The sequence below is a fragment of the Sphingobacterium sp. SRCM116780 genome (genome assembly GCF_021442025.1).
Classification (GTDB): Bacteria; Bacteroidota; Bacteroidia; order Sphingobacteriales; family Sphingobacteriaceae; genus Sphingobacterium.
This window is the reverse complement of sequence record NZ_CP090446.1, coordinates 2,427,348-2,448,394: the sequence shown is the minus strand read 5'-3', so window position 1 is coordinate 2,448,394 and position 21,047 is coordinate 2,427,348. Positions and strand designations below refer to the sequence as shown.

The following is a 21,047-nucleotide window of genomic DNA, read 5'->3' as shown; positions in this document are numbered from 1 at the left end:
AAAAAAATGATTTTTTCTAGCTAGATTTAACTGTCATTCAAGAAGATGTGTGAGAAATAGTTTTTTCTGAAGTAAAAAGTGTATGGTTATGAATTATTTAGAAGATATTCAAAAGTTGTTTTTGTATTATAAACATTTAGTTGATAGTACGTTGGGTCAATTGGATGATACGCAATTATTTTGGCGTTACAATGAAGAAAGTAATAGTGTGGCTGTTCTTATTCAGCATATTTCAGGTAATATGAAGTCGCGATTTACAGATTTTTTAACCGCTGATGGTGAGAAAGAATGGCGTAATCGAGATGCTGAATTTGAATTGGTGGATCAAGACAAGGATCGTTTGTTTCGAGAGTGGGAAGAATCTTGGAATCATTTGTTTGCAACGTTGAAAAACCTCGAATTTGAAGATCTTAGCAGGACTGTTTACATCAGAAATCAAGGCCATACAGTCGTAGAAGCAATTAATAGGCAACTTGCCCATTATCCCTATCATGTGGGGCAGATTGTGATGTTAGGAAAAATGATGAAAGGTAATAACTGGAGATCTTTATCTATTCCGAAAGGAGAATCACAGGCTTATAACGCCGTTAAATTTACGCAACTAAGACATGTCGAACACTTTACAGACGAGATGTTGCGCCATTTAGATGGGTAATGCTTGACATAGAGGTCGTAATAAAAACGGAAGCGCTCGCGAGCACTTCCGTTTTTATTTTGTTAGCTAATCAAAGTAAAATCGATTTGACGCTTGTCTAAATCTACTTTTTTGACTTTGATTTGAACTTCATCACCCAATTGGTATTTCTTTTTCTTGCGTTGACCAATGATTGCATAATTTTTTTCATCCAAGACGTAAAAATCATCAACGATATCGCGCAATCTGACCATTCCCTCACATTTATTGGATTGTATTTCTACATACATACCCCATTCAGTTACTCCAGAAATAATGCCTGTATATTCTGTACCGATCTGATCTTTTAGAAATTCTGCTTGTTTATACTTAATCGATGCGCGTTCTGCTTCAGCGGCCTTTTTTTCCATTTGAGAAGCGTGCTCACACATTTTTTCGTAATGATCCGCATTGATTTTGTTCCCTCCGTCTAAATAGTAAGCTAACAGTCGGTGTACCATCACATCAGGATACCTTCTGATAGGGGAGGTGAAGTGGGTGTAGTAATCAAATGCTAATCCATAATGACTCGTTCCTTTCGTTGTGTAGATCGCTTTTGCCATCGAGCGTATGGCAAGAGATGTTAACATGTTCTGCTCTCTACTGCCTTCAATTTTCGTCATTAAAGCATTTAAAGATTTTGCGGTCTCTTTATCCGACTTAATCGTTAATTTATGACCAAACCGAGAAGCAAATTGCGAGAATGTTGTCAATGTCTCTGGATTTGGAACATCATGAAACCGATAGACGAAGGGAAGTCTGTTTTTTCCTTTACCTTGTTTTCCGATATATTCAGCTACTTTTCTGTTTGCAAGAAGCATGAAATCCTCGATGAGTTTATGGGCATCTTTTCGGACTTTGGTATAAACACCAGTCGGTTTACCATTTTCATCCAAAACGAACTTAACCTCTTCACTTTCGAAAGCAATTGCTCCATTTTTGAATTTCCGTTCTCTTAAGATATAAGCCAGTTCATTTAATTTTAATATCTCCTTTTCAAAATCTCCTGATTTTGTTTCAATAACTTCTTGTGCCTCTTCATAAGAAAAACGACGATCGGAATGGATAATAGTTCTGCCAAACCATTGGTTAATGATATTCGCTTTCTCATCGATCTCAAAGACGGCAGAGAAGCATAGTTTGTCTTCATGTGGACGTAGAGAGCAGACGCCATTAGAAAGTCGCTCAGGGAGCATTGGAATTACTCTGTCAACTAAGTATACGGATGTTCCTCTTTCAAAGGCTTCCTTGTCTAGTTCTGATTCAGGAATGACAAAGTGTGATACATCGGCTATATGCACTCCAATTTCGTAATTTCCATTCTCTAATTCTTGAAAAGAAATGGCGTCATCAAAGTCTTTTGCATCAGCAGGGTCAATGGTAAATGTGGTGACATTTCGGAAATCCTTTCTTTTAGCGATTTCTTCCTTAGCGATGCTCTCTGGTATTGCATTCGCTTCGTTCTCGACTTTTTTAGGAAATTGAAGTGGAAATCCAAAATCTGCCAAGATGGCATTCATTTCCGTATTGTTCTCTCCCTTTTTTCCTAAAACGGTTTTCACTTCTCCGATAGGATTCTTTGCTTCTCTAGGCCAATCGACAATGGATACAATAACTTTTTCACCATCTTTTGCACCATGTAAATGATCGAGCGGGATGAAAATATCATGTAGCATTTTTCGATCATCGGTAATGAAGAATGCAAAGTTTGGAGAAAGGTTGATAATACCAGTGAAATCCGTTTTTGCACGTTGTATTATTTCAACAACCTCACCCTCTTTTTTACGTCCTCTACTCTTCTCAAATGTGTGCACTTTAACGATGTCTCCATGCAACGCTTGGCGTAGTTTTCTTGGGGCTATATAGATGTCATTTTCAAACTCATCTTCAGGTACGATATAGGCTGACCCGTCAGTGGTCATGTCCACTTTTCCTGTAATATAAACCTTGAGTTGGCGAAGTTTAAATTTACCTTTTTCTACCTCTAAGAAAGGGCTGTTTTTCGGGTTGGCAGTTAGGATGTTGGCAACAGCTATTTTAGAATCGGAGTCTTGAACATTTAATTTGGATGCGACTTGTTTGTAGTTGAGTGGTTTGTTATTTGACTTCTCAAAGATGTCGATGATGAGCTGTGTCAAAACCTCTTGATATGGGTTTTCTTTTTTTGTCGTCATACGTGTTTATTTACTTTTTGTACTGTTGTTAAGTAGGGGAGACGTGGCGATTTTATCAGATCTACTAGTTTCACTTCACTCGCGGTTTCCCTTGTCTTATCACCTACAAGGTACAAATATAAATTTGAAATTTATGTTAAATCATGTCCTTTGTTTAGTCTCTTTTCTTGTTGTGTATTTACAGTTCTTTTTAGCATTTATAACCATTTGATATATAGGTGGTAATGATGTTTATTGCTTAATGTTTTAGATTTGTTAGTTTCGTTTAATCTCTATTTAAAGTGTTTGTGTGTTTTGGATAGTTTTTGCTAAATATATTTATTTTAAATATTTATCTATTCAAATGGTATTAATGTATTTTATATCAGCTATTTAAAAATACAATAGCTAAAATTTAACTATTGTATTTTTATTGTAATTAGCTTGATTTTATGAAATAATATTGAAATGGAATGATGGTTTTATGGAGATCATAAACCATCAAATTTTGTAGGTGGATAGGTGTTCTTTTTTTATTTCTCTTGACAATTATCGCAGAGACCAACTGCATTTATGGCAACAGATTCGAGCTTATAACCTTTGGGAAGGTTGAACTTTGGAAGCGTTATTTCGTCCATACAATACACCGAATTACATACCCGACAGATGAAGTGAATATGTTGATCGTGATGGTCATGTTCAGAGCAATTTGTTGAACAAAGTGCGTAAGTTGCTGTTCCGTTGAGATCAAAAATTTTATGAAGAATTCCCTTTTCTTCAAACGAAGACAGTACACGATATAGCGTAACACGATCAATTTCCTTACCGATTAATTTTTCTAACTCGGGTTGTGAGATTGCCGATTTTTTAGTTGAAATAATCTCCAAGGTACGCAATCTAGGTTGTGTTACTTTCAGATGATATTGCTTTAAAAGGTCTGCAAAATCGACACTCTGAACGACGCTTTTTATCTGTTCTTGTTCTCTGTTCATAAGTCAAAAATACATCATTATTACTATAAAAAAAAACGGTCAAAAACAAGTTGATAATTCTTGTTTTTGACCGCTATGATACGATCGTTTATTCGATTTTATTTACTTGCAGCTTTAGCATGATCTGCTAAGAAAGTTGCCAAGCCACTATCTGTTAAAGGGTGTTTTAATAAAGCTGTAATTGCCGATAAAGGGCCAGTCATTACATCAGCTCCAATCTTTGCACAGCCTAAAATATGAGCGCTATTGCGTACGGAAGCAGCTAAGATTTGAGTAGGAAAACTATAGTTATCATAGATCAAACGAATCTCTTCAATCAGTCCAAGACCATCTGTCGAAATGTCATCTAAACGTCCAATGAAAGGTGAAACATAAGTCGCACCAGCTTTAGCTGCTAACAACGCTTGACCTGCAGAGAAAACTAAAGTACAGTTGGTTTTAATGCCTTTTTTGCTGAAATACTTGATCGCTTTGATACCATCTTTGATCATTGGGACTTTAACAACAATTTTGTCATCTAACTTCGCAAGTGCTTCCCCCTCCTTGATCATGTCTTCGTAATTCGTAGCAATTACTTCTGCGCTTACATCTCCATCTACTATAGCACAGATCGCTTTGTAATGATTGATAACATTTTCGTCACCACTAATACCTTCTTTAGCCATTAGACTTGGGTTTGTTGTAACACCGTCTAATACACCTAAATCTTGCGCTTCTTTGATCTGTTCTAAGTTTGCTGTGTCAATAAAAAATTTCATCTTGTATTGAATTGATTGTTAATTGTTTGGTTTATTTACCTTTAGGTGGCAAAGTTATCGATTAAAATTCACTAATCTTGTGCTGAATTGAAATTACTGCACAAATATTGCTTAGTAATTGCAGTCAACGTATCGTTACTCCTTTAATTTATTTCTATTATCCATTGATATGCAGATATTTCGCTCGCTTCAATATCCTAATTTCAGATTACATATAATCGGTCAAGCTATTTCATTGATGGGAACCTGGATGCAGCGTGTAGCCATTAGTTGGTTGGTATATAAGCTCACAGATTCAGTTTTTTGGTTAGGTTTTGTTTCTTTTATATCGCTACTTCCATCTTTAGTACTATCTCCTTTTATAGGCAGCTTTGTTGATAAACATAAGAAATATAAACTCGTTTTTGCAACTCAGATTGGTTTGATGATACAAGCAGGAACCTTGACTTTGTTGGTTTATCTGGGAATGGAGAATGTACTATGGCTTTCTATATTGGGTTTTTCACAAGGAGTTATTAATGCCTTTGACGTTTTGGGACGACAGTCTCTGATGGTTCATCTTGTTGATAATAGAAAAGATCTACCGAATGCCATCGCGCTCAATTCATCTATATTTAATGCCGCACGAATGGTGGGGCCAGCTATCGGTGGTATTCTATTGAGTACCTATGGTGAAATGATGTGTTTCAGTAGTAATTTTTTGAGCTTTATTCCTGTTCTAATCACCTTATGGATGATGAAAGTCACAGAAAATACAGCTGGTTTAAGTAAGGGGAGTAATTGGCAGGGACTTGTTGAAGGTTTTTACTACTTAAAACGATCTCCCCATATCTTTTCACTCATTATAGTCATGACTTTTTCTAGCTTATTGGTCATCCCATATACTTCCTTATTGCCTGCAGTAGCCAAAGAAATGTTTCATGGTGACGCCAGTACCTTTTCTTGGTTTGAAAGTGCTGCAGGTCTTGGAGCTATGATTGGAGCGATCAATATGGCTCGGTTAAAATCAGGTACCAATCTGCGTTATCAAGTTATGGGAGCTGCTCTTTTAATGGGAGGAGCATTATTTTTACTAGGCCATTCTTCTGTTTTGATGCTAGCCTTAGTCTATACAGCTATCGTTTCCTTTGCCATGATGATGCAAAATTCCAGTATCAACACCTATATTCAAACGCATGCCATGCCGATGTATAGAGCAAGAGCAATTTCTTATTATGTGATGGCTTTTCAAGGAATTTTCCCGATTGGGAGTTTGTTGATTGGTGCTGTTGCCAGTTATTTTGGTTTAAGAAGCACACTATACGTCATGGGAGTTGCTGGACTATTAATCGCTTTATCCTATTACCTATATCTACGATTACATATTCACAAAAGATTATTTAAGTTTTAACTTTCTTTTCAGAATTTTAAGTGTTCTTTTTTTGTAATCGATGACAGCTCCATAAGGCGCTAAGATATCTCCTCCGATAACACCAATGACAGGAGATAGGTTCATCTGCTCATAGGCATAATTGATGGAACTGAGGTCTAAAACTGCAGTTTTAAAGTTCTTGATTGTCCAATCATGTATTTTTAAAACTGGAATGTTGATCAAAAAACTCTGCATGCTGTTCGTTCCTAACCCTGTGGAAAGTATGTCTGTACTTTCTAATGTTAAGTGATCAGCAAACATTTTTTCTAACTGGTTTTTATCAAAAACAGTTTTAGAAGCTCCAGTATCTACCACCATAATTTGAACCGTATCAAATAATGTTACTTCAACTAAGATGTGTGTGCCTTGTTCTTGTAATTGTAAAACGCGTAAGGGTATGATTGCCATCCTTCAAACATATAAAAAATATGTTCATCCTGAAAGGGATGAACATATTTTTTATATGTTATTATTGAATCTGATCCAATGTATGACGAAGTGCTGTTGGATTTTTTAAATTTTTGAATTGCGTAGGTGTTAGACCTGTATTCTTTTTAAACTGATTGCTTAAATAAGCAGCACTGGAGTAATTTAGCTTATCTGCAATTTCTGCAAGAGAAAGCTCATCATAAATTAATAATTCTTTGATGTATTCAATTTTTTGATAAATGGTATACTTTTCAATGCTAATAGCGGTAATAGAGGAGAATAAAGCACTTAAGGAGCTATATTCAACATGCAAATTATCTGTTAAAATATCGGATAGATTTTTATTCAAAAAATTGTAGGGTTGACGTACGTAGGCGATAATTAATAACTTTATTTTTTCGATAATACGTGTGTTTTTATCATCGATCAACTGAAAACCTATGTTTTGAAGCTTTTCTTGTAACAACTTCCTTTGATCGGGTTTTAATGCTGTGTCTAAAGTAACAATTCCTAATTGCAGTTCACTATAGTGGATATGCAACTCTTTAAGTATATTTTCTACGGCCATCTTACATCTATTGCAGACCATATTTTTTATAAAGAGTTGCATGTTATTTTTTATAAAACGTTAATTTCTTTTAATACGTTATTCATGATTCTGACAGCATCAGCACTTTTGTATAATTTTTGCTTTTCCTCATCAGATAATTTCAAAGGTACAATTTTATCCCATCCATTTTTATTAATGATAACAGGAACACCAATATTGATATCAGATAAACCATATTCACCATCTAAAAATACACTTGCAGTGAATAATTTATTTTGATCACGCACAATACTCTCAACCACTGCTGCTGTAGCAGCCCCTGGAGCATACCAAGCTGAAGTACCGATTAAAGAAGTCAATGTAGCCCCACCAACCATTGTTTTCTGTACAATTTCATCTTGTTCCTGCTCCGTTAAAAACTGCGTAACAGGAATACTGTTCCATGTTGCATGGTTAATAAGGGGAATCATGGTTGTATCACCATGACCACCGATAACAATAGCGTCCATATCACTAGGAGAGGCATTTAGTTTTTGACTCAATTGATATTTAAATCGAGCAGAATCCAATGTTCCACCCATCCCGATGATTCTATTTTTTGGAAGTCCCGAAGTTTTTAACGTCAAATAAGTCATCGTATCCATAGGATTGGAGACAATGACAATAATAATTTCAGGTGAATATTTCACTAAATTGTCGACGACTGTTTTAACAATATTTGCATTCGTTCCGATCAATTCTTCTCTTGTCATTCCAGGTTTTCTTGGTATTCCTGAAGTGATAACGGCTACTGTTGATCCTGCCGTAACACTGTAATCATTCGTTACCCCTTTAATTTTAGATTCAAATCCTAACAAGGCGGCCGTTTGAGACATATCTTGTGCTTTGCCTTCAGCAAAGCCTTCTTTGATATCCAAAAGAATAATTTCTTCAGCAACATTTCTTCTAATTAAATTATCTGCAGTTGTAGCTCCAACTGCTCCTGCACCAACGATTGTAACTTTCATAAGCTTATTTATTTTGGTCCTTGTGATTTAATTTTCTTTGAATTTACTCAATAAATAATAGGAATACAATTAAGTTTGATAAAAAATAACTAAATAAAAAAGGAGAAACCGCGGTTTCTCCTTTTTTATTTAGAATGGATATCCAATGGCTAAATTGAACATCAGATTATTTTTTCGCCATGCTTTGCTTCCCAAATCAATATCTTTAAATACCCATCGATCTCCCTTTTCTAAATAAGGGATGCGGAATGGAATTGCAAAGTCTGTTCTTAGAATCAGGAAACTAAAGTCAAACCGTAATCCTAATCCTCCACCAACGGCTAATTCTGTTAAGAAGTCTTTACTGAATTTTGCTCCAGGTTTTTCATCATCTGTATTTTGGAGCCATACATTTCCAGCATCAATAAACGCCGCCCAATGTACAAAACCTGCTAATTTAGCACGATATTCTGTATTGAGTTCCAGTTTTATATCACCTGTTTGATCGGCATAGAATTTATCACTTCCAATGTTTTGTGGTTTAAGTGTTCCAGGTCCTATTGCTCTTGCTGCAAAGGCACGGATGCTATTAGGACCACCTACATAATATTGTTTTAGATATGGAAGTGCGTTTGAGTTTCCGTATGAATAGCTTAGTCCGAGACTTACACGAGAGGCCAATTGTGAATTCTCACTTAGTTTCATGTAATGTCTTCCATCTCCACTCACTTTTATATATTGAGAGAAATAAGCATTTAATAGTTTGAATGTTTTACCTTCTTTATAATTAGCACCTTTAATTAATCCCAATACATTACCAGACAGATCTAAATTACCTTTAAAATAAAAGGTGTTTTTTAGATTCTTATTTAAGGTATTGGATAAGGTAAAGTTATAATTCGGACCAATTGTAAATTGGGGCTCAATAGCATGCTTAAGCGTCGGTACGGTGTCCATTTGTGCCTGATATTCTGGAGAAATACGACTAGGCTGTACATAAGTGATTTCTATCAAGCCCAAATCATGTTGTTTTTCTTCCGATTCTTGCCATACATAACCATAATCCAAGTTAATCGATCGTAAAGTGTAAGCTTTCATTCTATTTAAAAACTCAAATCCTGTTTTGATATACGTTTTCGGAATAAATCGACGACTAGGACTTATTTTAAAGGGAGATAAGATGCGCGGAAAAGAAAGCGTTAGATCCGCCCCATAGCGATAGTAGCTAGAGTTCAAGCTGACACTACCACCAGTTTGTGTTTCATAACCACCAAAAACATTCAGACTCAAAGTCTCTGCCCCTTTAAATGCGTTACGCAACTGCCAATTGACATTAATCTCAGATCCATTGTATACAGACGCCATTTTTCCCAATAACTCTACACGAATAGATTTTTTGGGAAGAGGAGTAAGATAGTAATAGACATCAAGTGCATTTTTGACATCTTTGCTATCGACAAAATTATTTTTGACAAATTTGAAGCTATTCAAATTTACCAAATGACTGATTGTCTTATTATGAGAGCCCCTATTATACATATCGCCCTTTTTGAAGAAGATATGATTGGCAATAACAGGTTTCCTAAATGTGTTCCTTGGATCGATAAAATAATAGGTACTATCATAAAGTACCGCATTTCGAGGTGTTCTTTGGTAGCCTGATCCTGACCCAGTATAATTTGGGAAGATATAAATATTGTTGATTTTCGAAGGACTCTTTGCAATTGCAGGTGTTTCAGGTTTAATGGTAACATACATATCGACCTTATTACTCCCGACAGTACTATCCACTTGTACCAATATATAATCTGGGCTAAAATAGTAATAACCGATATTCTTCAATTCATTGTCTATCCGATCACGCTCATTTATGATATCATCAAAACTATAATGTTTCCCAACTTTAAGTAATGATTTGTCTTGAAATTTTAGAATATCTTTACCCAGCTGTATACTGCTATCCAAATCAAATTTTACAGACTTAATTTTGTAGATGAGATTAGGGGTCGCAATATAATGGATTGTAGCTTCTTTTTTTTCAATTGTCGTATCAGATTTAACTTCTGCATTGAAGAACCCCATATTTTCAAGTCTGTTTCGAATAAGGTTCTCATTGTATTCCCGATTGACATCACTTAGCAAAACAGGTTCTTCCCCCCATTTTTTTAGTTGCTTACGGATGAAGCCTTTTTGTATCGAATCGTTACCAGCCATATTATTGAAAGCTAACTTATAGCGCCATCCTAAAATGGATTTATTCGGTTTAGGCATGAGTACCTCTTCTAGATGTGTTGACAGCGCTTTTTTATGCTCCTTTGATATCGTATCTGATTCAATATCAATATGACCATCAACATACAGAGATTCACCTTCTTTTAAATTCTTAGTTGTCGAACAAGAAGCAATGAAAAGTCCAAGGAATAGGACTAAAATTATAAACTGATTATTTTTTTTCATTATTCTCCTTTTCTTCATTTCTAATCACTTTTTCTCCGATAGTATCTACTTTTTGCTTAGTAGAGTCTGTTTTATTGTTTGTATTCGTTTTTTGTATGCTCTCCTTTTTCGGTTGACTCAAATAACGTTCTTTATATTTTTTAGGATCATGACGCATAATACTATCGCGAATAACATAACGTACACTATCACGATAAACCGAGTCGGTCTCCATACGTTCAACATTAAAACGTTTTCTAAAACCCCTGCTATTTGTATTATACTCTGTCAACTGTTTTGAATTCATCCAAATTTCTTTGAATTTGTTATAATTCATATTAATGATAAATCCGATACCTGTTTCCACATATTGTCCCTGCAAGGTAACTTGATATTGATTTTTACGGTAGACACGTGCAAAATAACGGCCATCAACAGATAACTGATAATCCAAACTAATATCACCCGCAATATTTGCCGCTTGTTCACCAGGTCTCGAATTTCCTTCAACTTCAAAATTAGAACCAATGGTAATTTTCAATCGATCATTGAATAACATTTTTGAAACCCCGATGTTTAAATCAGTACGTGTTTGTCCTACCCCCGTGGTATAATCCTCAGCAGATTGAAGATCAAAATCTAATTCCACACCTTTAATCAAATCTGATGCTAATCGATTCAGTTGAGAGGTTAATAACGAACTCACACTGTTACGAGCCATCGATTCAACACCACCACCACCAGATAAACTTTCAAATGGATTTGAAGCTAAAAACCGTCCCAATACAATCAAAGAAAAGACTTGTTTATTCATTTCTGATGGATCTTCTCGCAATTGTGCTAATCCATTATTGACTTTACTGACTACATCTTGAGAAACAATTGCATTATTCTCATCCAGATCAATATCAAAACCTAATTTAGGTTGAAAAAGTTGTTCTGTAATCAATAAATTAACATTAAAAGGAACACGTTGTTTGTATAGATTTGAGTTTTCAGATCCTAATTGTGTTTGTACCAACTCTAGGGTAGGTGCTTTCACTTTATAGACGGCAGTAATATCCATCCTTGCATCCAAAGGATCTCCTGCCCAGGTAATTGTACTACCTTCTTTGAATGTAAATTCACGTTTTACAGGACCAAACGAGAAGGAATAGCTCCCTTTATCAACAGTATAAGTTCCTGACATCGTCATTTTATTACTAGGATCTATACCAGCATTTAATTCTGCTTCCCCTTGGATATTTAAAGCATCCTGAGATCCTTCGTCTAAGATAATTTTAAATTTCGCATTTTTGTCCGTTTGGAGATTAAGAGTCACATCTAGACCTGTCAATTTTGTTGTTGTTAATGAATCCAGTTGCGCAAATATATTTGCTTGGGTGGTATCACTTTTATCAACAAATTCCACCACACCTTTTCGTTCAACCATCCCTGGATTATCGTTTGGCATGATGAAAACAAAATCTGTTTTATCTTGCACTTTAATATTCCCATCAACAACAGGTTTATCCAATGTACCACGAATTTTTAGATCTGAAGACACGTACATCTTTCCAAAGAATAGGTCATTGTCTTGACGCGTTGAATTAACAACTTCAAAATTATTCGTTTTAAGGTCTAAATTAAAGCCATAATCTATATAATTGGACGTATTAATGGCACCATTCAATGTACCAATATTACCTTTCTTGTCCTTAACGTCGAAATCTGACAAGGAAATTCCCTTATCTGTAAATCTTATTTTTTCATCATCAATAAAAAATGCAGCATTCAACATAGCAACATTAAATTCTGCGGCATTGAAATTCAGATCCCCATTAATAATAGGTCTGTCAGTAGTACCAGATATTTTTAATTCACCCTGTACTTCTCCTTTTGATTCTTTTAAATAACCTAAACTAAAAGCTTGCACTGTTTTCATTTGTAAAGGAGCAATATTTAAAACAGCATCAAAAGTAGCTTTTCCTTTTGGAGGGCTGATAAATTCCCCAATTAAACTAACATTATTGCCATTTTCGGTAATACTAACATTAGCAGCATAGGTATTCTCCTTTTCATTGTTTACCTTAATATTGATATTCCCGACAGTATCTTTTCCTAAATAGAATTTTTCAATAACAATATCGGATACAAATACTGGATTACTTTCCAAACGTGAAATGGTTGCTTGTCCATTAATTCCACCCCCTAAATTCATGTTATCTGCAGCAACCATTTTACTTAAGGTTTCAATTCTAAAATTTTTAAAAAGTAAGTCAATAGGAGAGTTCAAGACACTATCTTGCGATTTTATTTCTAGCAATTGCCCTTTATTTTCCAGCCTGAAATTTTTTGCTTGCATACCAGATTTACCAAACGAAAGGACATTTGTACTATCTACATCCCATTTATCATAATTTAACATTAATCCATTCTCCATTAAGCTAAATAGAAAGTTACCTTGATCCACTTTCATATTAGCCCCCAAATGATACTGTTCTTTATCTTTTTTATCCTTAATCCACAGACCAAAATCCATATTGTTTTTAACAACCTTACCACTGAATACGGTGTTGATTAATTCGATATTACTCACTTTGATTTTATTGATTAAAGCAGAGTAATACATGGTGCTATCTACTGTTGTTAAATCGAGAGATACACTGTTGATATCCGTTCCTGCATAGACAATTTTAGGAGCATTAAGTTTCGCTTGAATCAATTTGCTTTTACTATTAAACATACCGTCCAGCGTGATATCTTTCATCTCCGTTAGATCTGGTAAGAAGTCTTTGATAAACTTTGTTCTTGTTAATTGTGCAGAAAACTCAAATTGTTGATCCTCGTATTTTGGAATGGTTATCGGTGCACCAGGTTGATAATAAGCATGTACAATATCTTGAACAGCAGAACCTAATTCCATTATTTTATATTTTCCAATTAAATGGGCATTTAGAAATGACGATTTAACCATTAAGAGGTTTGAGCTGGTATCTGATTTGGCAATAAATGATATACTATCCAATGTATAACGATCATTATTATAGGCAATGGACGAATTGCTGATATGTGCCTCTCCATTTAAATAATTGGGATCAGCAGTTTCAAAATTTCCGACTAATTTTCCATGGTAGCGAAAATCTTCCTCCATCAAGTGTAAATTTTTGAGATTGACACTATCGACCATCAGTTCAAAATTGACTTTTGGATACTTATTCTTCATATCGGCAGAAGCAGCTAAATTGAAACTAATATTTGGATCATCACTGCTGATCTTGGCTTGGATATCGCCCTGATTAGCATCCATATTCATGTCAATATTATGATATTGATAACCAAGTGCATCTAATCGGATCAATTTCCCGTCAATATTGGCCATTGCTTTTTTAGGATCAAGTCCATGGCCTTTAACATTGGCTTCAAAGGATAATATTCCTAATGTTGAATCTTGTTTTAAGATTTTTCCAATATCGAAGTCTTTGATGGAAACAAAAGCATCATAAGTCGTATCACGGTTTGTCATGGCAAAATTACCGTTTACTTTTGCCGTACCTTTCTCTGTTACTAAGGACATATCCGTATCGAATGCTTGCATCCCCCCCTTAAATGTTCCCGTTAAACCAATCGCGTTAGGTAGCTCTAAATTTTTAGGAAACATTGACTTTGCCACTAACTTTTCAATATCAGACTTACCTGAGGTAAATCTTTTGATATTCAAATCTAAAGTCATCTTCTCTATATTAGGAAGTCCTTTTATGCGACCACTAGCAAGCACTTTCGTGTTTGATAAGGTGCTAAAATCCAAATGCGAAATATTCAGATCATTGATTTTTCCAATTACTTTTCCGTCAATATTGAATTTTTTGTCCATTAATGGCTTCATCACCTCCATTGTATCTAAGAAAGGAGCAAAGTAATAGATATCACGCATGTCGACATGACTTTTTTTGATATTGGCATTTACAAAAAGAAGTTCTGGTTTTTCTACAACTGCTTCAATTGATGGATAAGTAACTTTGATATAATCTTGTAATAACGTTCTTGGAGTTGCGGCATATAAATTTTTGATTTCTGCACCTGTGTTCGTATAGATGAAATCACCTTTCAGATTTTTGATTTCTAAACCCGATTGATCTTTCGCAATCAAAGATTTCAACGATCCACTAATGGAATCAGCACTATAGAATAAATCAGTCATTGAAGCAGTGACAGCAGGAATTTTAATATTAAAATAATCGAATCCTTTTATTCGAGGCTCATTATCATCTTTATACCTGATTTTAGTGTCATTGATGTCGATATCTTGCGCGGATACAACCCAGTTTATTTTAGTTGAACTTGAGCTAGTTGCTTTTTTATCCGCAGTTGTAGTTTTCTTTACCTGCGCGATTTTATCGAATAATACCTCTGCATCTGATCCAGCTAAACTTATTTTTTGAATGTCAACAATTTCTTTATTGAGATCCACTTTGTTGATTTCAGCATATAATTTATCAATAGCAAATCGTGTCCGGAGTTTGGATGATTTGTCTTCGTATTTGACATTGATATTTTTAAGGTCAGCAGTATTGATTCCAATATCAGGGAGCAGAAAAGTTGCAATAGCTGTAGAATCTGTAATCCCAAAATCTTCAACACTTGGTCCAGCACCATCTTTGACAGGGTTCCATTGGGTGACGATAGCAGCAAGGCCATCAATATTAACTTTTGGCATATCAAATGCCATATTTTTAGTCAAATCAAATTTTTTGACCTGAGTATCAAAATGCTTTAAGTAAACATCAGCACTTGTACCGATTACATCATCTGCATAAACAACATGAAAGCGTTCAAATAATACCTTATCAAGGTTGAAAACCATTGCTGACGAAGTATCGGATTTTATTTTGTCTTCTTCTGGACTAGCGAAAGCTTTGACGATATAATCAAAATTGAAACTACTGTCAGGCATCGATCGACGGATTTTTGCCGTAATACCAGAAGCTTCCAATTGTTGAATTTCAATTGTATTTTTCAGAAGCTTCATCATACTGATATCAACTTTGATGGCCTCACCAGCAACCAATGTATCCTTAGATTGATCTTCTAAATAGATGTTTTCTAAAACAAGTTTTTTGGGAAATTCGATGTTAACACTTCCGATATGAAAAGGAGTTCCAATTTTGCCCTCAACGTAATTTGCAACTTTTCCAGCTATGAAATTTTGCACAGAAGGAAGTCGGATCAAAAATATAGCTAGAAGTAAGAGCGCAATTACAGACCCAATGATCCATAATATAGTCTTTAGTGCGATACGGCTAAATTTATTCAAAATATCTTTTAGTCTTATAAACCCTCAATTTAATAATTATAACGTAAAAACAAGCGAATATGTTTACGCTTTTATTATTTTTTCACAATTAAAACTATTTTATTCGTAGGAGATGAATACGTAAGTTTCTTCCTGTATCCGTAAAATAAATAGAGAATTCTTTACAATGTTAACAATATTAATCAAAAACAATGCCTTATTTCTTCAAAATTGACTATTGTTTTTTATCCTTTTTACACGATTGGCAATCTCTTTTTTTCTATGTATATTCGACATAATCAATATGAAACCCATGGAAAGAAAGAAATTTTTAAAATCATTAGCCATTGTAAGTACTACAGGAACTGTCCTGCAATCGTGTACGAATACGGATCAAAAGAATAAAACAGAAGATTCTTTACAAGTAGGATTTATCTTTCATAGCGTTTATTTCTGGTTGAAAGATGGTATTACAGAAGAAGAGGAACATGATTTTTTAAACTTTTTTGAAATTCTAAAAAAAATATCGGGTATCGTATCTTTCCATACAGGTAAACCTGCAGCGACCAATCCAAGGCCAGTTGTTGACAATTCGTTCTCTTATCATATTATGCTTGTTTTTACTGATCTTGAAGCAATAACGAGCTACGAAAAACACCCTGATCACCTAGCTGCAATAGAAAAATACAGCAAGTATTGGAAGAAAGTAGAAGTAAAAGATACACTTATCCGTTAAGAACATTCCTAACAAAGAAAGAAGCAAAGGGAAAAATACTTCTCCCTTTGCGATATATTATTTTACTTCAATGTTTTGCGAGGAATCTGTCGTGTCCTGATGATCGTTGTGTTGATCATTCTTTCGTTCAACAGTTATTTTACATTCCGTTAGAAGTGCTGCCATAGCACCTACAGCTGCAAAGATAGGTGCAAAGATAAGCCCAATAGCACCAACGGTAACGGGGAAGCTCATGATTTCTTTCCCTGTTTTGTCTGAGATGCTAATCTTGGTCACATTACCTTCTGCAATGAGTTCTTTTATTTTTTTTAATAAATTCTCACCATTAATCGAAAATGTTTCTTTTATGCTCATAATATGTTGATAGTTAAATTGATATTATTTTAAATATACGTGCTTTTCTTCATTAAATATGGAAAAGATCAAGACTAATAAGATTGGTTCCGCCTTATTTGGTTAAATCTCGTTTTGTTTTTACCATCAACACGTGATGCTACAGCCCAGATAGCTGCAGGTAGCCAACCAATTAGTGTGCACTGCAATATCAGACATAAAAGGCCAGAGAAAATCTTACCTCTTAAAAAGAATGATAACCATGGTAATAATACTGCTATTAAGATCATATCTATTGTGTTTAAATATGTGTCAAAGATAAAAGCAACTTCACTTATTTCTAATAAGAATTAGGTGAATACACTTAAAATATCGGTAAATATTTTAAAAATTAAGGTGAATAAAAAATACAGCTCAATTTAGAATCTACTATTATTTCATTGTTAAGACTTGACTTAAGGTAGTTCCATCCCAAGTATAATTGATTTGACTTTTCGTTTCCTTATATTGAGGCTCATCATTCAAATTTTCGTTGCTATTTTCAGCCTCTACTATTTTTTTGTAAATCATCGTTTGATCACCTTTATGCTCGGAGGGAAATAAAATAGTCTCTTCATGATAAAATACACTAGCATCAGCGACAGACATTTTATCGGGAAAGCGAATCAGGTTTTGACCATTCCAGGCAAAATAATAATATTGGGTAGCTATGCCACATGCCTCACCTAAAAAAGCTGATCGATGTATATTTTTAATGTTTTTTAAACCCATTCCTGCTAAAATTTTAGTTTCCGTACCCGTCTGCCCGTCTACAGAAGCTTGATAAGTAGCACGAGCGATACATTTCTTTTCCCTATCAAATACCTTTATTTCGGCATCATAATAAGAAGCCTCATCTTCAGTTGCAGATTTAAATTTTTTGAAACCATAGATGAATTGTTCACCATCTTCATTCTGTATACTATGGAGAGCCAAGAGACCTAGCCAAATAAAACCTTCTTTTTTGCGATTATCTTTTAAATAAGTTATTTTATACCAAGGAGCATAAAAACCTCTAATTTTATTGCCATTATAACCCTCACTTGCAATTAAGACTGTTGCACCTTCTGGTAGAGAATCTATTAATTTTGATTTGGAGTCTGGATAATCACGTATATAGGCCATATCTGCGAAAACATAAGCCGTATCACCCTTTTGAAAATTCCATAAATTGTATTCTTTACTCACGACATAAGCAGCAGGTTTCTCTTGGGCATAAGCGAATAATATAGCTAGAGAAAATAAGAATAGGATAGCTGTTTTTTTCATATTGTAAACGATCTTATGTTTTTAATAGTTTGTATTTCGTTCTTTATATCAACCGAAATCTTAATTACAAATTTTAGTCCAAATATCGGGTGAATTATTTGATATATAAATTTTAACATTGACTTTAGTACATATAAAAATTGACAGCTGCTATATAATTCTTGATCACTACTGAAGCTGAACAAATAAAGATTGTGTACGTATGTTGACGATTGGAAAGGGGGGAGATTTCATCTAATGTAAAAAGGCTAGTTTTCAATTCGAGAACTAGCCTTTTTACATTAGATATAATCAATTAAGATAAACTTGCTAAGCTTTCCGCTAAGATCTTAATTTTGGATTCAGCATCTGCTTTTTTGTTTTGTTCATTTTGAATGATCTCAGGTTTTGCATTTTGTACAAAACGCTCATTTGATAATTTTTTATCTACTGAAACCAGAAATCCTTGTAAATAGTCGATTTCTTTTGTAATTCGCTCACGTTCTGCATCTACGTCAATATTTTCTTCTAAAGCGATATAACATTCATCTTTACCTGCCAAGAAACTGATCGCCCCTGTTACTTTCTCTTGAACAAACGTTAACGAGGATATATTAGCCAATTTGATAATACTTTCTTGGTATTTCGTGAAATCAATTTCTGTTGCATTTATCGCCAAAGGCAATGCAACTTTCGGAGAAATCTGTTTCGTGTTACGGATGTTACGAACTTCAGAAATGATCTGTTGAACAAATGTAAACTCCTTGATGATTTTTTCATCGATAGTGCCAACAGTAGGAAATTCTGCTACGATGATACAGTCTTGTGGATCACGTTCTCCAAATAATTCATCATGCCATAACTCTTCAGATAGAAAAGGCATAAATGGATGAACCAAAGTCAGAATGCGTTTGAAAAAATCTTTTACGACCTCAAAAGTTTCGTATTCAATAGGAGCTTGATATGGCGGTTTAACCAATTCTAAATACCAAGCACAGAAATCATCCCACACCAATTTATAGGTAGACATCAAGGCATCAGATAAACGATAATGATTAAAGTGGTCTTCTATCTCTATTAATGTGGCATTAAATTTACTATCAAACCACAGAGCAGCTGTTTTTTGAGCTTCTGTGGCAGGACTATCAATGGTTTCCCAACCTTTAACTAAACGGAAAGCATTCCAAATTTTATTTGCAAAATTACGACCTTGCTCACAATAAGAGACATCAAACATCAAGTCGTTTCCTGCAGGAGATGATAGTAACATCCCTACACGAACACCATCAGTACCATACTGTCCCATTAATTCAATGGGGTCAGGAGAGTTGCCTAATGATTTAGACATTTTACGACCTAGCTTATCGCGAACAATCCCCGTTAGGTATACGTTTTTGAAAGGAGCTTTTCCTGTATAGGCATGACCCATGATCATCATACGTGCTACCCAGAAAAATAAAATCTCAGGTGCTGTTACCAGATCATTTGTTGGGTAGTAATACTTGAAATCTTCATTATCAGGATTACGAACACCATCAAACACCGACATAGGCCACAAGCCGGAAGAAAACCAAGTGTCTAAGACATCATCTTCTTGACGTATGGATTCAACAACTTTACCTTGTGCTTCAAATTCTTGAATCGCTTCCGCTTCAGTTTTGGCTACTACCCATTCGTTTTTTTCATTATACCATGCAGGTATACGTTGTCCCCACCATAATTGACGTGAAATACACCAATCTTTGACATTTTCCATCCAATGTTTATAGCTGGATGTGAATTTATCTGGGATTAGGTTCACCTCTCCACTCACAACATAATCAAGTGCAGGTTGTGCCAATTGATCCATTTTACACCACCATTGCATCGATAATTTAGGTTCAATAGCAGCGTCAGTACGTTCTGAGAAACCTACTTGCGATTTGTAATCTTCGACTTTCTCGATTTGATCCACCTCTTCCAATAACTTCGCAATTTTTTTACGTGCTATGAAACGGTCTTCTCCGATTAAGATTTGTGCATTCGCATTTAGCGTACCATCGTCGTTCAATAGATCAATGATTTCTAAATTATGTTTTTGTCCTAAAGCGTAGTCATTTAAATCATGTGCCGGAGTTACTTTTAAACAACCTGTACCAAACTCCATCTCCACATATTCATCTTCGATGATCGGAATTTCACGATTTACTAAAGGAACGATAGCTGTTTTACCTTTTAAATGCGTATAACGTTCATCATTCGGATGAATACAGATCGCAGCATCTGCCATAATCGTCTCTGGACGAGTCGTAGCGATCAGGATGAACTCATCGGAATCTTTGATCTTATAGCGGATATAGTATAATTTTTGATTTACCTCTTTACGGATAACCTCTTCATCTGATAAAGCCGTTTTTCCCTGAGGATCCCAGTTTACCATCCGTACACCACGGTAGATATAACCTTCTTTATAAAATTTGATAAACGTATCGATTACAGATTCTGAAAGATCGGCATCCATTGTAAACTTTGTACGTTCCCAATCACAAGAAGCACCTAGTTTTTCGAGTTGTTTTAATATAATACCCCCATATTTTTCTTTCCATTCCCAAGCATATGTTAAAAAATCCTCACGCGATAATGATTTTTTATCAATTCCTTGTTCTTTTAACATCGCTACAACCTTAGCTTCTGTGGCAATAGATGCATGATCTGTACCAGGTATCCAACAAGCATTTTTACCTTGCATACGTGCACGACGAATCAATACATCTTGAATCGTATTATTCAACATATGTCCCATGTGCAATACTCCAGTGACATTTGGTGGAGGTATTACGATCGTATATGGTTCACGCTCGTCAGGTGTCGAACGGAAAAATCCATTCTCCATCCAATAGCTGTACCATTTGTCTTCAGCTTCTTTAGGATTGTAAGTTTTTGCTATGCTCATGATAATTTTTTTTCAAAATCGTTTGCAAATTTAATGATTTTAGTTGTTTTATTGAACTTTAATATTTCTATTTAATGAATGCTATTTCTCTGATTTTTC

At 34.8% G+C, this 21,047-nt stretch carries 15 protein-coding genes; 3 read left to right on the top strand and 12 right to left on the bottom strand.

Annotated features, from left to right (window positions below; all coding sequences use genetic code 11):
• Positions 1–88 precede the first annotated feature (88 nt).
• Positions 89–655, top strand: a complete 567-nt coding sequence (locus LZQ00_RS10520) for a DUF1572 family protein (protein WP_234509242.1) — start codon at positions 89–91, stop codon at positions 653–655.
• A gap of 62 nt (positions 656–717) precedes the next feature.
• Here LZQ00_RS10520 and rnr read toward each other — a convergent pair whose 3' ends face one another.
• From rnr to fsa, 3 genes are all read right to left on the bottom strand, one after another.
• The gene (gene rnr / locus LZQ00_RS10515; RefSeq protein ID WP_234509241.1) at positions 718–2,847 is read right to left on the bottom strand and encodes a ribonuclease R; all 2,130 of its coding nucleotides are present in this window, start codon (positions 2,845–2,847) and stop codon (positions 718–720) included.
• 512 nt (positions 2,848–3,359) lie between these two features.
• A complete protein-coding gene (locus LZQ00_RS10510; protein WP_234509240.1) occupies positions 3,360–3,818 on the bottom strand; it encodes a Fur family transcriptional regulator in 459 nt (152 codons plus the stop codon).
• A gap of 98 nt (positions 3,819–3,916) precedes the next feature.
• Complete coding sequence (fsa, locus tag LZQ00_RS10505) at positions 3,917–4,576, bottom strand: fructose-6-phosphate aldolase (protein WP_234509239.1); 660 nt, start codon at positions 4,574–4,576, stop codon at positions 3,917–3,919.
• 169 nt (positions 4,577–4,745) lie between these two features.
• On the opposite strand from fsa, the gene LZQ00_RS10500 reads away from it, so the two are divergent.
• On the top strand, positions 4,746–5,966 hold the full coding sequence (locus LZQ00_RS10500; protein ID WP_234509238.1) for an MFS transporter: 1,221 nt from the start codon (positions 4,746–4,748) through the stop codon (positions 5,964–5,966).
• Here the strand turns inward: LZQ00_RS10500 and LZQ00_RS10495 are convergent.
• The 5 genes from LZQ00_RS10495 to LZQ00_RS10475 form a co-directional block, all read right to left on the bottom strand.
• Entirely contained in the window at positions 5,952–6,395 is a 444-nt protein-coding gene (locus LZQ00_RS10495) for an aspartyl protease family protein (RefSeq protein ID WP_234509237.1), read from the bottom strand. The two genes, LZQ00_RS10500 and LZQ00_RS10495, sit on opposite strands and share 15 nt — an antisense overlap.
• A 61-nt stretch (positions 6,396–6,456) precedes the next feature.
• Entirely contained in the window at positions 6,457–6,984 is a 528-nt protein-coding gene (locus tag LZQ00_RS10490) for a helix-turn-helix domain-containing protein (RefSeq protein WP_234509236.1), read from the bottom strand.
• A gap of 50 nt (positions 6,985–7,034) precedes the next feature.
• A complete protein-coding gene (locus tag LZQ00_RS10485; protein WP_234509235.1) occupies positions 7,035–7,973 on the bottom strand; it encodes a malate dehydrogenase in 939 nt (312 codons plus the stop codon).
• Positions 7,974–8,102: 129 nt separating this feature from the next.
• Entirely contained in the window at positions 8,103–10,409 is a 2,307-nt protein-coding gene (locus LZQ00_RS10480) for a BamA/TamA family outer membrane protein (RefSeq protein ID WP_234509234.1), read from the bottom strand.
• Positions 10,396–15,681 carry a translocation/assembly module TamB gene (locus LZQ00_RS10475; RefSeq protein WP_234509233.1) on the bottom strand — a complete coding sequence of 1,762 codons (5,286 nt, stop codon included), beginning with the start codon at positions 15,679–15,681 and terminating at the stop codon, positions 10,396–10,398. The genes LZQ00_RS10480 and LZQ00_RS10475 overlap by 14 nt, the downstream gene beginning before the upstream one ends.
• Before the next feature lie 292 nt (positions 15,682–15,973).
• Between LZQ00_RS10475 and LZQ00_RS10470 the strand changes: the two genes are divergently transcribed.
• Positions 15,974–16,396, top strand: coding sequence for a Dabb family protein (locus LZQ00_RS10470; RefSeq protein WP_234509232.1), 423 nt, complete (start codon positions 15,974–15,976; stop codon positions 16,394–16,396).
• A gap of 57 nt (positions 16,397–16,453) precedes the next feature.
• Here LZQ00_RS10470 and LZQ00_RS10465 read toward each other — a convergent pair whose 3' ends face one another.
• The 4 genes from LZQ00_RS10465 to LZQ00_RS10450 form a co-directional block, all read right to left on the bottom strand.
• Positions 16,454–16,750 (bottom strand): DUF4342 domain-containing protein, encoded by a 297-nt coding sequence (locus LZQ00_RS10465; RefSeq protein ID WP_234509231.1) that lies wholly within the window; start codon positions 16,748–16,750, stop codon positions 16,454–16,456.
• A gap of 74 nt (positions 16,751–16,824) precedes the next feature.
• Positions 16,825–17,019 (bottom strand): YqaE/Pmp3 family membrane protein, encoded by a 195-nt coding sequence (locus tag LZQ00_RS10460; protein WP_234509230.1) that lies wholly within the window; start codon positions 17,017–17,019, stop codon positions 16,825–16,827.
• 142 nt (positions 17,020–17,161) lie between these two features.
• Positions 17,162–18,037 (bottom strand): hypothetical protein, encoded by an 876-nt coding sequence (locus tag LZQ00_RS10455; protein ID WP_234509229.1) that lies wholly within the window; start codon positions 18,035–18,037, stop codon positions 17,162–17,164.
• A gap of 295 nt (positions 18,038–18,332) precedes the next feature.
• Positions 18,333–20,948, bottom strand: a complete 2,616-nt coding sequence (locus LZQ00_RS10450) for a valine--tRNA ligase (protein WP_234509228.1) — start codon at positions 20,946–20,948, stop codon at positions 18,333–18,335.
• Positions 20,949–21,047 lie beyond the last annotated feature (99 nt).